The following is a 12,914-nucleotide window of genomic DNA, read 5'->3' on the forward strand; positions in this document are numbered from 1 at the left end:
TTGAAGAATATCCTCTTCGTCTGCAGCCAGAACCGCCTGCGCAGTCCGACCGCCGAGCAGGTGTTTTCAAAGCGTCGGGATATCGAGGTCGCGTCGGCGGGAACCAACCATGACGCGGATACGCCGCTGACGCATCAGCTTGTCGCCTGGGCCGACATCATCTTCGTCATGGAAAAGGCGCATCGCGCCAAGCTGCAGAAGAAATTCAAGATGAGCCTGAAGCATGCTCGGGTTATCTGCCTCGACATACCGGATGATTATGAATTCATGGATCCGGAGCTGATCCGGATTCTCGAGGCCAAGGTCTCGCGATATCTGGGATGACTAGTGGCTTGCCGCGCGTGCCTGACCATGACGCGTCGGCCACCGCGCAATCCGGACCCGAGTCGACTTCAAAGAAGAAATCCTGATGGTGAAAATCGCCGCCGTCCTCCCAGGATTGTTGGGTGAGACCACAGCCTGCGTAGGAAAACACGTCGATCTTTATGGCCCGCGGCGCCTGGATCCATTGTTCGCCAACTTTATGGAACATGTAGTGTGATGTGGCTGGATCGTCTGAACGCATATGCAGGTGGATGCCCGGCATCGCGAATTGCGGATCAATGTCCAGTTGCAGGTAGGCTGCGGAGAGACCTTCGACGGTTATCCAGTCCCGACTGGAAATAGGTTGGTTGAGCGCCGGGTAGCGAATTCTCGCGAATTCCCGTTCCTCGGTTTCGCCGACCAGCACGCCTCGAAGCGAAAGTGTCTTGCCAAAGAGGCCACTGGCCGCCGTTGCCCTGAACTTGATCGTTCGTGGGCTTCGGGAGGCTGATGAAGAGCCGGCCTCCGCGTTGTTTCTTGTATCGGCTGAGGACGTGAAGGCGACAAGGCCGACCGCAAGGGCCAACATTCGCGGACCAACCAGCTTTTCAGTCCCGATGCGCCTCAATTTGTGAGCGATCGCGTCAGGCGTCGTGCTTGAACCGGCGCTTGCCGCGATCCTTCTCGGAATGCACCTCTCCGTTCCGGGCCGGTTTGGCGTCAGCCTTTTCGCGGCGAACGCTGTGCTGGTCGTTCATCGGATGCGGGGGCACGCCTTCCCTGGCGCTTTTCGTTTCAAGACGGGTGATGAAGATATCGAAGCGATTGGGCATCGTTCGGTCAGTGCTCCGTCGTGCTGTCTGGTTTGTTGTCGGAAAGCCTGACATTGGTGGGCAAGGGCTTGGCGGCCCACTTGGTCAGGCTGGCGTCGTTCTCGGCAGGCAGGCGCTTGTCCCTGGGCAGGGAGGTACTTTTGCGGCCGGCATAGTAGGGCGCGAAAGCGTCCTGTATCTTCAGGCTGTCCATCCTGTCCTCCCTTGGGAATCAGGGGCTAAATCTGCCAAACCCGGTTTCGTTCCCTACTGTGGCGAAGGAATGGCGGTTACCTTACATCGGCGTGAGTTTTGCAAGCCGGCACCAGCCATGCCAAACAAGATTTGGCAGGCCAAACAGGGCTGAACGGAGACGGCATCGGTGACAGACGAGACGGGCAAGCGCAGCTATGTGGTCGGGCAGACCGAGATCGTGGCCCGTCCGCTCGAGCCGGCGCTCTATCTGGTGGCGACGCCGATCGGCAATCTCGCCGATATCACGCTGCGCGCGCTGGAGACGCTGGCCGCCGCCGACATCGTCGCCTGCGAGGACACGCGGGTGTCGCGCGTATTGCTCGACCGCTACGGCATTCGACGCCGCACCACGGCCTATCACGAGCACAATGCCGGCGAGGCCGGACCGAAGTTGATCGCGGCCCTTCAGGCCGGCCAGAGCGTGGCGCTGATTTCCGATGCCGGCACGCCGCTCGTCTCCGATCCCGGCTACCGGCTGGTCGGCGAGGCGATCGACCACGGCATTCGTGTCGTGCCGATCCCTGGTCCGTCGGCCCCGCTTGCCGCGCTGACAGCGTCCGGCCTGCCGTCGGACGCCTTCCTGTTCGCCGGGTTTCTGCCCGTGAAATCAGGCCAGCGGCTGGCGCGGTTGGAAGCGCTGAAGGCGGTGCCGGCAACGCTGATCTTCTTTGAATCGCCGCGCCGGCTGGCCGAGTCCCTGGGCGCCATGGTCGAGGCGTTGGGCGGCGAGCGAAAGGCTGCTATCGGCAGGGAATTGACCAAGACCTTCGAGGAAATGCGTATCGGCACGCTGCGGGTGCTGGCCGACCACTATGCCGCGGCCGACACGCCGAAGGGCGAGGTCGTCGTCTGCATCGGTCCCGCCGAGGCCAAGGCGGACGAGCCGGCGGATATCGACCGCCTGCTCTTGTCGCTCGCCGCCGAAATGCCGGCTTCCAAGGCAGCGGCGGAAGCCGCCAAGATGACCGGAGGCCAGAAGCAGGCCCTCTATCGGCGGCTGTTGGAACTCAAGGACGCTTCCGGAGAGGGTAGTGGCTGAGCGCCCCAGCGCCAGCCGCCAGAAGGCCTATCGGCGCGGCCATCACGGCGAATGGCTGGCGGCGGCCGCGCTGATGCTGAAGGGCTACCGGATTCTCGCGCGGCGCCACCGCACCCGTTTCGGCGAGATCGACCTGATCGCGCGGCGCGGCGACCTGGTGCTGTTCGTCGAGGTCAAGGCGCGCCGCACGCTGATGGAAGCCATGGAGGCGATCAGCCATGAATCGGAGCGCCGCATCGAGGCGGCGGCGGACATCTGGCTGTCGCGCCAGGCGGATTATGGCAGGCTGTCGATGCGCTTCGACATGGTCGCGGTGCTGCCATGGCACTGGCCGGTGCATGTCGAGAACGCGTTTTATGGGAGGAGTTAGGGAGAGGGCTTACCTACGGGCGTTGATCGCCCTTCGCAGGCTCCCTGCCCTTCGGGCGTTCAGTCTCCTTCAAAAAAAGTCCACTGGACCTTCTGATCCGCCCGAAGGCGGACCGGGCCTTCACCGTTCGTCGCTCGGAAAGCCAAGCAATTGGCTTTTCGTCCGCTTCGCGGAACACGCCTCACCCCCAAACCATCAACGCCAGCAATCCGACAATCCCCACCACCAGCCGCCACCAGCCGAACAGCGAGTAGCCGTTGCGCGAGACGTAATCGAGCAGGAAGCGCACCACGAAGAGCGCGGTGACGAAGGCGGCGACGAAGCCGATGGCGATGACCGGCAGGTCGGCTGAGGTCAGCACGTTGCGGTTCTTGAACAGGTCGAAGGCAAAGGCGCCGACCATGGTCGGAATGGCGAGAAAGAAGGAAAATTCCGCCGCCGCCCGCTTGTCGACGCCCAGAAGCAGCGCGCCGACGATGGTCGAGCCGGAGCGTGAGGTGCCGGGGATCAGCGACAGGCACTGGAAAAGCCCGATCTGCAGGTAAAGCCTGGTCGGGAACCGCTCGACGTCGCGATAGACCGGGTTCAGGTTCATGCGGTCCACCACCAGCAGGATGACGCCGCCGATGATCAGCATGATGCAGATCAGCCTCGGCGATTCGAACAGCACCGTCTTGATGAAGTCATGCGCCAGCGCGCCGATGATCGCCGCCGGCAGGAAGGCGATCAGGATGCCGATCACGAAATGCCTCGTCAGCCGGTCGTGCGGCAGGTCGAGCAGCATCTGCCACAGGCGGCGGAAGTAGACGCTGAGGATCGCCAGGATCGCACCGAGCTGGATCAGGATCTCGAAGGCCTTGCCGGTCGAATGGAAGCCCAGGAAATGGCCGGCAAGCAGGATATGTCCGGTCGAGGAGACCGGTATGAATTCGGTCAGTCCTTCCAGCAGGCCGAGCAGCAGGGCTTCGACGAAGGTCTGGCTTTCCATGGCTACCTCGGCTTTTGCGCGACGGCTAACAGAACGGCTTGCTTGTCATGGCGTTGAACTGCCCCTATAGGTCGCAACACCCTGACGGCCCGCTAACCGGGCGGCCAAGACTTACCGGTGCGCCCTGCGATTCGCCAGTGCGCTTTATCATCGCGGAACCATGCTGACGCTTTTCCACCATCCCATGTTCGCAACTTGCCGCTTCGTCCGCCTCGCCTTTGGCGAGTATGGCGAGGAGCTGGCGCTGATCGAGGAAAAGCCGTGGACGCGGCGCAAGGAATTCCTGGCGCTGAACCCGGCCGGCACGCTGCCGATCCTGCTCGCCGAAGGCGACGTGCCGATCGTCGGCGCGACCGTGATCTCGGAATATCTCGACGAGACGCGCGGCGTCTTGAAGCGCGACAAGCGGCTGTTCGCCGAGGACCCGATGCAGCGCGCCGAAATCCGCCGGCTGATCGACTGGTACTTGAACAAGGCCGAAAGCGAAGTCACCCGCCATCTGGTGCGCGAGCGCGTGCTGAAGCCGATCATGCCGGAAACGGCCGGCGGCGGTTCGCCCGATTCTGGCGCCATCCGCGCCGCGCGCGCCAACATCCGCCAGCATATGAAATACACCAACTGGCTGGCCGGCACCCGCCATTGGCTGGCCGGCGGCAGGGTCACCTATGCCGATCTCGCCGCCGCCGCGACGCTGTCGGTGCTCGACTATCTCGGCGAGATCGATTGGCGCGAACACGCCGCTGCGCGCGAATGGTACACCAGGGTTAAGTCGCGGCCCTCCTTCCGGCCGCTCCTGACCGACCGTGTGCGCGGCCTGTCGCCGGTGTCGCATTATGCGGACCTCGACTTCTGACGCCGCAAAACTGCGCGCGCTGATCGACGCGGAGGCGTATCGCGCCGGCTTCGATGACATTGCCGTCACCACTCCCGATGCGATCCCGCTGGCCCCGGCCCGCCTGGCCGAATTCGTCGCCGACGGCTTTCACGGCTCGATGGACTGGATCGCCGAGACACTGGAAAGGCGCAGCGAGCCTTCCACGCTTTGGCCTGAAGTGCGCTCGATCGTCGTGCTGGCGATGAATTACGGCCCCAACCATGATCCGCGCGACCTGCAGGCCCGCCACGACCGGGGCGCTATCTCCGTCTATGCGCAGAATCGCGACTATCACGATGTGATGAAGGGCCGGCTGAAGGAAATCGCCGGCAAGATCGTGTCGCGCGCCGGCGGCGACGTGAAGGTCTTCGTCGACACCGCACCGGTGATGGAAAAGCCGCTGGCGCAAGCCGCGGGCCTTGGCTGGCAGGGCAAGCACACCAATCTGGTCAGCCGCGAGCACGGCTCCTGGCTGTTCCTCGGCACCATCTTCACCACGGCCGAACTTGCGCCCGACCGCGCCGAGATCGACCATTGCGGCTCCTGTCGCGCCTGCCTGGACGCCTGCCCGACCGATGCCTTCCCCGCGCCCTACCGGCTCGATGCGCGGCGCTGCATCTCGTACCTCACCATCGAGAACAAAGGGCCGATCCCGCATGAATTCCGCGAAAAGATCGGCAACCGCATCTATGGCTGCGACGATTGTCTGGCCGCTTGCCCCTGGAACAAGTTCGCCCAGGTAGCCTCCGAAGCAAAGCTCGTCGCGCGCGCCGATTTGCGCGAGCCGCCGCTTGCCGAACTGCTCGAACTGGACGACGCGGCCTTCCGCGCCTTCTTCTCGGGGTCACCGATAAAGCGCATCGGCCGCGATCGTTTCATCCGCAACGTGCTGATCGCCGCTGGCAATTCCGGCGAGGCCGCCCTGGCCGGCATCGTGCGTGCGCTGCTCGGCGACGCCTCGCCGCTGGTGCGCGGCGCGGCAATATGGGCGCTGGCGCGGCTGGTGTCCGATGCCGAATATTCCGAGCGGGCCGCGAGCGGCCTGAACACCGAAAGCGATGGCGTCGTGCGCGAGGAATGGCGCCTGGCGCGGCCAGACAGGACGCATGCATGAGTGAAAAGCGGATATTCATCTTCGGCGCCGGCTATTCGGGCAGGGCCTTTGCCCGCGCCAATGCGGGGGCTGCCATGATCTTCGGCACGACGCGGTCCGAGGAAAAATTCGCGGCACTACGCCAGGCCGGCATCGCTCCGCTGCCGTTCGATGGCACGCTGACGGGCGAAATCAGCGAGGCGCTGGAGAAATCGACGCATCTGGTGATTTCAATCGCTCCCGAAGCGGCCGGCGATCCCGTGCTGAATGCCGCCCGCGACGCAATCGCGGGGATGCCAGCGCTGCAATGGATCGGCTATCTCTCCACGGTCGGTGTCTATGGCGACCATGGCGGCGCCTGGGTCGATGAAACGGCCACGTGCCGACCGGTGTCGAAACGCTCCGTCATGCGGGTCGAGGCTGAGCAGGCGTGGCTGAAGCTCGGCGAACATATCGGCCGGCCGGTGGCGATCCTGCGCCTGTCCGGCATCTATGGTCCGGGCCGCAATGCGCTGGTCAATCTGGAGAACGGCACGGCGCGGCGGCTGGTCAAGCCCGGCCAGGTGTTCAACCGCATTCATTGCGACGACATTGCCGGCGCGCTCTGGCGGCTCATCGCAGGCAACACAGGCGGCATTTTCAACGTCACCGATGATGAGCCGGCGCCGCCGCAGGATGTCGTTTCCTATGCCGCGTCGCTGATGGGCGTCGAGCCGCCGCCGGAAATTCCTTTCGACGCCGCCCAACTTTCGCCCATGGCGCGGTCCTTCTATGGCGAGAACAAGCGTGTCGCCAATGCGGCGATCAAGGCGGCGGGCTATCGCTTTCGCTTTCCGGACTACCGCGTCGCCTTCGACCATATGTGGGCAAGCGGTGACTGGCGCGACGGCGAGGCACGCAGCCCGATGAAGCGCTAAAGCAATTCCAGGAAAAGTGTGAAGCGGTTTTCCGTCCGGAATTGCGTCAAAACAAAGAGATAGAGCGGTGAGCCGCTCTATCGATCGAAGCGTCGTGCGTTGCGTGCTATGATTCGGGCCTGGGATTGCGGTGGGGATCCGGTTTCATGAAGACAGCGATGCGGCTCGGCAAGAAATCACTGCTGGCAGCGGTGCTCGGTTTGCTTGGCCTCGCCGTGCAGCCGGCAATGGCAGAGGAACGGGCAAAAGACCTGTTCGGCGCGGAAAAACTGCCGGCAGCGACCGCGGCGCAGTCGATCGGCTTCTATTCCAAGGGCTGTTTTGCCGGCGGCGTCGCCATTCCCATGGATGGCCCGACCTGGGAGGTGATGCGGCCGTCCCGCAACCGCCGCTGGGGCCATCCGGCGATGATCGCCGTAATCGAGAAGCTTTCACGTGACGCTGCGGCCGACGGCTGGCCAGGCTTGCTCATAGGTGACATTTCGCAGCCGCGCGGCGGTCCGATGCTGACCGGCCACGCCTCGCATCAGATCGGTCTCGACGCCGATATCTGGCTGACGCCGATGCCCAGCCGGCCGCTGTCGATCGCGCAGCGCGAATCGATGAGCGCCACCTTGATGGTCGACGAGAAGACGCATCTGGTGAAGGACGCGCTGTGGAAGCCGCAGCACACCGCGCTTTTGAAACGCGCCGCGAGCTACCCCGAGGTCGAGCGCATCCTGGTCAATCCGGGCATCAAGAAAAAGCTTTGCGACACCGTCAAGGGCGACCGCACCTGGCTGCGCAAGATCAGGCCGTTCTGGGGCCACGACTATCATTTCCACATGCGCATCGGCTGCCAGCCGGGCTCGCCCAACTGCAAGGCGCAGGACGCGACGCCGGACGATGACGGCTGCGGCAAGCCGCTGGCCTGGTGGTTCACGGAAGAACCGTGGCGTCCCAACAAGAACCCGGACGCGCCGAAGGCACGCGACGTGATGACGATGGCCAACCTGCCCAAGGAATGCCGCGCCGTGCTTGACGCGCCCGGTCCGGCCTCGGCCGAGGCGGCGACCTATCACGGCGGCGCCATGCCGGTCGCGGTCGCCGCGCCCGGACCGGAAGCACCGTCGCAGCCTGCCAGCACGGCCAGTGGCGATTTGCCAAGCGCGGCAAATGCTTTCGCGGCGACGCCCAGAATGGGCGCGCCCGTTCCTCGGCCACGGCCGCCCGTGAAGTGATCGCCGCTGCGCCATCGATCGGCTCAATCGGTTTAGCGGCCCGTTTTACGCGAAATAGTGGCCGTTTGGCCTCAGAACCGCACTGCGCGAGTTGCCGGGTTCGAAAACCGTTTCCCTTTTCAAACTCATACGCTAGTCAACGGAAGAACGGCGAAACGCCGTCAGAGGCGCCGGGGACGGACCAGAGCATGCCAAGCGTAAGCGATACCGACACGTCGTTGCGGTTCCCGATCCTGATCGGCGACATTGGCGGCACCAATGCGCGCTTCTCGATCGTGCTCGACGCCAATTCCGAGGCCGGCGAGCCGGCCATCGTGCAGACCGCCAACTACAACACCATCGACGAGGCGATCCAGGCGGCCGTTCTCGACCGCTCGTCGGTCCGCCCGAATTCGGCGGTCCTGGCGGTGGCTGGTCCGGTCGATGGCGACGAGATCGAGCTCACCAACTGCCCATGGGTCGTCAGGCCGAGGCAGATGTTCGCCAGTCTTGGCCTGAGCGACATCGTCGTGCTCAATGATTTCGAGGCGCAGGCGCTGGCCGTCGTGGCGCTGGGCGAAGAGCATATGGAGAAGATCGGCGGCGGCGCGCCGGAGCCCAATGCCGGTCGCGTCGTGCTTGGCCCGGGAACCGGGCTCGGCGTTGCCGGGCTGGTCTATGCGCTGCGCCACTGGATACCGGTGCCCGGCGAAGGCGGCCACATGGACATCGGCCCGCGCACGCCGCGCGATTTCGAGGTTTTCCCGCATATAGAGAAGCTCGAGGGCCGCATTTCCGGCGAGCAGATCCTGTGCGGGCGGGGCCTGGTCAACGTCTACAGGGCGGTGGCCACGGCGGACGGCAAACCGTCGCCCTTTACCACGCCGGCGGAGATCACCGGTGCCGCACTGGCCAAGACCGATCCGGTGGCGCAGGAAGCGCTGGAGACCTTCGTCACCTGCCTCGGGCGCACGGCGGGTGACCTTGCCTTGGTGTTCATGAGCCGTGGCGGCGTGTTTTTGACCGGCGGCATCGCGCAAAAGATCGTGCCGGCGCTGAAGGAAGGCAATTTCCGCGCCGCCTTCGAGGACAAGGCGCCGCACAGCGCGCTGATGCGCACCATGCCCGTCTATGTCATCACCCATCCGCTGGCGGCACTTCTGGGCCTTGCCGCCTATGCCCGAAACCCCTCCCTGTTCGGCGTCCAGACGGCGGGCCGCCGCTGGCAGGCCTGAAAGCCAGCGCGAAGCGCCCGGACCCCGCGACGAAGTTAATCAGCCGCGGGCATAGGCAAGCCGGCCTCATGACGTTAAGAGGGGTGCCGAATTCGCAGCCCGATCCTACGAGGCGGAAAACCACAAAGCGCTCCTGATTTGACACTTCAAGCCCCCAAACAAAAAGTCCGGCCCGGCGAGGTCACGGCGGTGCTCCGCCGCATCCTGGCTGAAAACGGCAACGAGTATCGTTGGACCTATGTCGTTGCCGTCAGCTGCTTGCTGATTGTTTCCGGCACCACTGCCTTCACGGCGTGGATCATGGCCCCGATGATCAACCAGATCTTCTACGAACGGCGCGGCGATATGCTCGTCTGGATCTGCGCCGGTTTCATGGGAGCCTCCCTGCTGCGCGGCTTCGCCGGTTACGGCCAGGCAGTCGCGTTGGCCAAGATCGGCAACAATCTGGTCGCGCGCTACCAGAAGCGCGCCTTCGACCATCTGATGAAGCTTGGCGTCAACTTCTTCAACGATACGCGTTCCGGTCGGCTGGCGGCACAGGTCAGCGAGAATGTCGGCGGCGTTCGCGACCTGCTGTCGCTGACACTGACCTCCATCAGCCGCGACGCGGTCACGCTGGTCGCTCTCGTCGGCGTCATGATCTACCAGGATCCGGTGTTGTCGCTCAGCTCGCTGCTGATCGGGCCTCCGCTGATCTGGGCCGTCGTCTACATCACCCGCCGACTGCGGCGTATCAACCGGGAATCCGTGTTGATCAATTCTAGGCTGAACGGGTCCGTGCAGGAGGCCACGCAAGGCATCGCCATCGTCAAGGCCTTCACCTTGGAGGCCGAGCTGGCGCGCCGCATAGGCATCATGGCCGACACGGCCGAGCAGCGTAACAACAAGATTGCCCGCGTCTCGGAGCGGCTGTCGCCAATTTCCGAGATTCTGGGCGGTCTCGCCATTACCTCCGTGCTTGCCTATTCCGGCTACCGGGCGTTGGTGCTTGGGCAACCGCCGGGTGCGGTGTTTTCCTTTATCACCGCTCTGATCATGGCCTACGACCCGGCAAGACGCCTGGCGCGCACGCAGGTCGGGATGGAGCGGGCGCTGGTCAATGCGCGCATGATCTACGAGTTGCTCGACCTGGAGCCGAAACAGGGCGATGCGCCCGACGCTGTCGAGGCCAGGATCACCACCGGCGAAGTGCGCTTCGACAATGTGACGTTCGGCTACAACGCCGACATGCCGGTGCTGAGGGACCTGAGCTTTACCGCCGCGGCCGGCAAGGTCACGGCCATCGTCGGTGCGTCGGGCTCCGGCAAGTCGACTTTGGTGGCGCTCTTGCAGCGCTTCTACGACGTCGACCAGGGCAGCATCGAGGTCGATGGTCAGGACATCTCGAAGGTGACCAAGCATTCGCTGCGGCAGTCGATCGCCTATGTGGCGCAGGCGCCTTATCTGTTCGAGGGCACGATCCGCGACAACATCCGCTACGGCCGGCTGTCGGCCACGGACGCCGAGATCGAGCAGGCGGCGAAACAGGCGGCAGCCGACGAGTTCATCCGCCAGCAGCCGCAAGGTTACGATACGTCGGTCGGCGAAGGCGGCTCGACCCTTTCCGGCGGCCAGCGCCAGCGCGTCTCGATCGCCCGCGCCATCGTGCGCCAGGCACCGATCCTGCTGCTCGACGAGGCGACATCGGCACTCGACAACGAGGCGGAGGCGCGCGTCCAGGAAGCGCTGACCCATGTCATGGAAGGCCGCACGACCATCGTCATAGCGCATCGGCTGTCGACGGTGGTCAATGCTGACCACATCATCGTGCTGGAAGAGGGACGGTTGGTCGAGGAAGGCACCCATGCGACGCTGATGGCCGACCCGGACAGCATCTATTCCCGCTTCCACCGCATCCAGGGCAAGAAGGGGCTGGGGCTTGTCGATGACAGCAAGCCGATCCAAACTCCGGTCCGAGCCACGCGTGCGAAGAAGACCGCTGTGAGGAGCACATGAGCGAAGCAGGCGATATGGGCCTGGTGGTGGTGGGCGCAGCCGGCCGCATGGGCCAGACGCTGATCCGCGCCATCCATACCATTCCGGGCGCTCGCGTCATCGGCGCTGTCGAGCGCGCGGATTCGCCCTACCTGGGCAAGGATGCCGGCGAACTGGCGGGCATCGGCATTATCAATGTACCGATCAGCGATGATCCGCTGCCGGTCTTCGCCAAGGCCGACGGCGTGCTCGATTTCACCACGCCGACCTCATCAGTCGAATTCGCCGGCTACGCGGCGCAGGCGCGCATCGTCCATGTCATCGGCACGACCGGCTGCTCGGCCGACGACAATGCCAGGATCGCAGCGGCGGCGCGCCATGCCACGATCGTCAAGTCGGGCAATATGAGCCTCGGCGTCAATCTGCTGGCGGTGCTGGTCGAACAGGCGGCGCGCGCGCTCGACGCTGGCGATTTCGACATCGAGATCCTCGAAATGCACCACAAGCACAAGGTCGACGCGCCGTCGGGCACAGCATTGCTGCTCGGCGAGGCCGCCGCCACCGGGCGCGGCATCGCGCTGGCCGGCAACGACGTGCGTTCACGCGACGGCCATACGGGTGTGCGAAAGGAAGGCTCGATCGGCTTCGCCACGCTACGCGGCGGCTCGGTGGTCGGCGACCACAGCGTCATCCTGGCCGGCACCGGCGAACGCATCACGCTGTCCCACCATGCCGAGGACCGCGCCATCTTCGCCCGCGGCGCGGTCAAGGCGGCGCTGTGGGCACGGGACAAGAAGCCGGGACTGTATTCGATGCGGGACGTGCTCGGCCTGAGCTGAGGCGGACCATCCACCTTGTAGGGATTGTAGGAGCAAATATGTCGAGAACCCTCGTGCTCGTGCGCCATGGCCAGAGCGAATGGAATCTGAAGAACCTGTTCACCGGCTGGCGCGACGTCGACCTGACCGAGCAGGGCCATGCCGAGGCCAAGGCCGCCGGGCAAAAACTCAAGGCGCGCGGGCTGAAGTTCGACATCGCCTTCACCTCGGCGCTGACGCGGGCGCAAAAGACCTGCCAGCACATTCTCGACGCGGTCGGCCAGAGCGATCTGAAGACCATCCGCGACCAGGCGCTCAACGAGCGCGACTATGGCGATCTCTCCGGCCTCAACAAGGATGATGCCCGCAAGAAATGGGGCGAGGAGCAGGTGCATGTCTGGCGCCGCTCCTACGACGTGCCGCCGCCCGGCGGCGAAAGCCTGAAGGACACCGGCGCCCGCGTCTGGCCCTACTATTTGCATGACATGCAGTCGCACGTGCTGCGCGGCGGCACCGTGCTGGTCGCCGCCCACGGCAACTCGCTGCGCGCGCTGATCATGGCGCTGGACGGCAAGTCGGGCGAGGAGATCGTCAAGCTGGAACTCGGCACCGGCGTGCCGGTCATCTACCAGCTCAATGCCGATTCGACCGTTGCGTCGAAGGAAGTGCTGGAGAGCTGAGGGTTCATGAGTCGGCAAGCGGAGGCTGAAGCTTTGCTTGGGGGGTGAACTTTTGCGGAAGCCGAATCCACCTTTAGGGATCATGGTCCAAAAAGCGCGTTGACAGCCATCGCTTGCCCGCTTACATGAGCCCGCACCAGCCCAGATGGCGGAATTGGTAGACGCGCACGGTTCAGGTCCGTGTTCCGCAAGGAGTGGAGGTTCGAGTCCTCTTCTGGGCACCAAATTCCCGTTTCGAACCGTTCGATGGTTCAGAGACGCAGACAAAGAAAGCCCGGTTCGTCCGGGCTTTTTCTTTTGGAATGGCCTCCCCTCGCGGCTAGGCACCAAACAAACCGCTTCAAACCAAGCCACGGC

General features: G+C 64.4%; 15 protein-coding genes and 1 tRNA gene. 12 read left to right on the forward strand and 4 right to left on the reverse strand.

Annotated elements, in window-relative coordinates; all coding sequences use genetic code 11:
• Positions 1-324 (forward strand): low molecular weight protein tyrosine phosphatase family protein, encoded by a 324-nt coding sequence (locus AC1VON_RS04735; RefSeq protein WP_483120673.1) that lies wholly within the window; start codon positions 1-3, stop codon positions 322-324.
• Here AC1VON_RS04735 and AC1VON_RS04740 read toward each other — a convergent pair.
• The 3 genes from AC1VON_RS04740 to AC1VON_RS04750 are packed head-to-tail and all read right to left on the reverse strand — an operon-like array spanning position 266 to position 1,329.
• Positions 266-892: a hypothetical protein gene (locus tag AC1VON_RS04740; RefSeq protein WP_483120674.1), complete on the reverse strand. Its 627-nt coding sequence runs from the start codon at positions 890-892 to the stop codon at positions 266-268. The two genes, AC1VON_RS04735 and AC1VON_RS04740, sit on opposite strands and share 59 nt — an antisense overlap.
• A 55-nt stretch (positions 893-947) precedes the next feature.
• Positions 948-1,136, reverse strand: a complete 189-nt coding sequence (locus AC1VON_RS04745) for a hypothetical protein (RefSeq protein WP_483120675.1) — start codon at positions 1,134-1,136, stop codon at positions 948-950.
• A gap of 7 nt (positions 1,137-1,143) precedes the next feature.
• Complete coding sequence (locus AC1VON_RS04750; RefSeq protein WP_483120677.1) at positions 1,144-1,329, reverse strand: hypothetical protein; 186 nt, start codon at positions 1,327-1,329, stop codon at positions 1,144-1,146.
• Between the two features lie 168 nt (positions 1,330-1,497).
• Here AC1VON_RS04750 and rsmI point away from each other — a divergent pair, with 168 nt between their 5' ends.
• Entirely contained in the window at positions 1,498-2,409 is a 912-nt protein-coding gene (gene rsmI / locus AC1VON_RS04755) for a 16S rRNA (cytidine(1402)-2'-O)-methyltransferase (protein ID WP_483120678.1), read from the forward strand.
• Positions 2,402-2,779, forward strand: a complete 378-nt coding sequence (locus tag AC1VON_RS04760) for a YraN family protein (protein ID WP_483120679.1) — start codon at positions 2,402-2,404, stop codon at positions 2,777-2,779. The genes rsmI and AC1VON_RS04760 overlap by 8 nt, the downstream gene beginning before the upstream one ends.
• A 181-nt stretch (positions 2,780-2,960) precedes the next feature.
• Here AC1VON_RS04760 and AC1VON_RS04765 read toward each other — a convergent pair whose 3' ends face one another.
• Entirely contained in the window at positions 2,961-3,767 is an 807-nt protein-coding gene (locus AC1VON_RS04765; RefSeq protein WP_483120680.1) for an undecaprenyl-diphosphate phosphatase, read from the reverse strand.
• 160 nt (positions 3,768-3,927) lie between these two features.
• Between AC1VON_RS04765 and AC1VON_RS04770 the strand changes: the two genes are divergently transcribed.
• From AC1VON_RS04770 to AC1VON_RS04810, 9 genes are all read left to right on the forward strand, one after another.
• Entirely contained in the window at positions 3,928-4,620 is a 693-nt protein-coding gene (locus AC1VON_RS04770) for a glutathione S-transferase family protein (RefSeq protein WP_010912586.1), read from the forward strand.
• Entirely contained in the window at positions 4,601-5,755 is a 1,155-nt protein-coding gene (gene queG, locus AC1VON_RS04775; RefSeq protein WP_483120681.1) for a tRNA epoxyqueuosine(34) reductase QueG, read from the forward strand. Before AC1VON_RS04770 ends, queG begins: the two co-directional genes overlap by 20 nt.
• The gene (locus AC1VON_RS04780; RefSeq protein ID WP_483120683.1) at positions 5,752-6,651 is read left to right on the forward strand and encodes an SDR family oxidoreductase; all 900 of its coding nucleotides are present in this window, start codon (positions 5,752-5,754) and stop codon (positions 6,649-6,651) included. The genes queG and AC1VON_RS04780 overlap by 4 nt, the downstream gene beginning before the upstream one ends.
• A gap of 146 nt (positions 6,652-6,797) precedes the next feature.
• Positions 6,798-7,871 carry a penicillin-insensitive murein endopeptidase gene (mepA, locus tag AC1VON_RS04785; RefSeq protein ID WP_483120685.1) on the forward strand — a complete coding sequence of 358 codons (1,074 nt, stop codon included), beginning with the start codon at positions 6,798-6,800 and terminating at the stop codon, positions 7,869-7,871.
• A gap of 188 nt (positions 7,872-8,059) precedes the next feature.
• On the forward strand, positions 8,060-9,085 hold the full coding sequence (locus AC1VON_RS04790; RefSeq protein WP_172347695.1) for a glucokinase: 1,026 nt from the start codon (positions 8,060-8,062) through the stop codon (positions 9,083-9,085).
• A gap of 138 nt (positions 9,086-9,223) precedes the next feature.
• The gene (locus AC1VON_RS04795) at positions 9,224-11,080 is read left to right on the forward strand and encodes an ABC transporter ATP-binding protein (RefSeq protein WP_483120687.1); all 1,857 of its coding nucleotides are present in this window, start codon (positions 9,224-9,226) and stop codon (positions 11,078-11,080) included.
• Positions 11,077-11,898: a 4-hydroxy-tetrahydrodipicolinate reductase gene (gene dapB, locus AC1VON_RS04800; protein WP_483120689.1), complete on the forward strand. Its 822-nt coding sequence runs from the start codon at positions 11,077-11,079 to the stop codon at positions 11,896-11,898. Before AC1VON_RS04795 ends, dapB begins: the two co-directional genes overlap by 4 nt.
• A gap of 38 nt (positions 11,899-11,936) precedes the next feature.
• Positions 11,937-12,557: a 2,3-bisphosphoglycerate-dependent phosphoglycerate mutase gene (locus AC1VON_RS04805; protein WP_172221636.1), complete on the forward strand. Its 621-nt coding sequence runs from the start codon at positions 11,937-11,939 to the stop codon at positions 12,555-12,557.
• Positions 12,558-12,696: 139 nt separating this feature from the next.
• Positions 12,697-12,781 (forward strand) — tRNA-Leu (locus AC1VON_RS04810).
• Positions 12,782-12,914: the final 133 nt, after the last annotated feature.

Source organism: Mesorhizobium sp. HAY1-8B (assembly GCF_056868045.1).

Excerpts from the sequence above, each read along its gene's own strand:
- AC1VON_RS04740 (WP_483120674.1), bottom strand. The coding sequence starts at position 892 with ATGTTGGCCCTTGCGGTCGGCCTTGTCGCCTTCACGTCCTCAGCCGAT.
- AC1VON_RS04745 (WP_483120675.1), bottom strand. The coding sequence starts at position 1,136 with ATGCCCAATCGCTTCGATATCTTCATCACCCGTCTTGAAACGAAAAGC.
- AC1VON_RS04750 (WP_483120677.1), bottom strand. The coding sequence starts at position 1,329 with ATGGACAGCCTGAAGATACAGGACGCTTTCGCGCCCTACTATGCCGGC.
- AC1VON_RS04765 (WP_483120680.1), bottom strand. The coding sequence starts at position 3,767 with ATGGAAAGCCAGACCTTCGTCGAAGCCCTGCTGCTCGGCCTGCTGGAA.
- AC1VON_RS04770 (WP_010912586.1), top strand. The coding sequence starts at position 3,928 with ATGCTGACGCTTTTCCACCATCCCATGTTCGCAACTTGCCGCTTCGTC.
- queG (WP_483120681.1), top strand. The coding sequence starts at position 4,601 with ATGCGGACCTCGACTTCTGACGCCGCAAAACTGCGCGCGCTGATCGAC.
- AC1VON_RS04780 (WP_483120683.1), top strand. The coding sequence starts at position 5,752 with ATGAGTGAAAAGCGGATATTCATCTTCGGCGCCGGCTATTCGGGCAGG.
- mepA (WP_483120685.1), top strand. The coding sequence starts at position 6,798 with ATGAAGACAGCGATGCGGCTCGGCAAGAAATCACTGCTGGCAGCGGTG.
- AC1VON_RS04790 (WP_172347695.1), top strand. The coding sequence starts at position 8,060 with ATGCCAAGCGTAAGCGATACCGACACGTCGTTGCGGTTCCCGATCCTG.
- dapB (WP_483120689.1), top strand. The coding sequence starts at position 11,077 with ATGAGCGAAGCAGGCGATATGGGCCTGGTGGTGGTGGGCGCAGCCGGC.
- AC1VON_RS04805 (WP_172221636.1), top strand. The coding sequence starts at position 11,937 with ATGTCGAGAACCCTCGTGCTCGTGCGCCATGGCCAGAGCGAATGGAAT.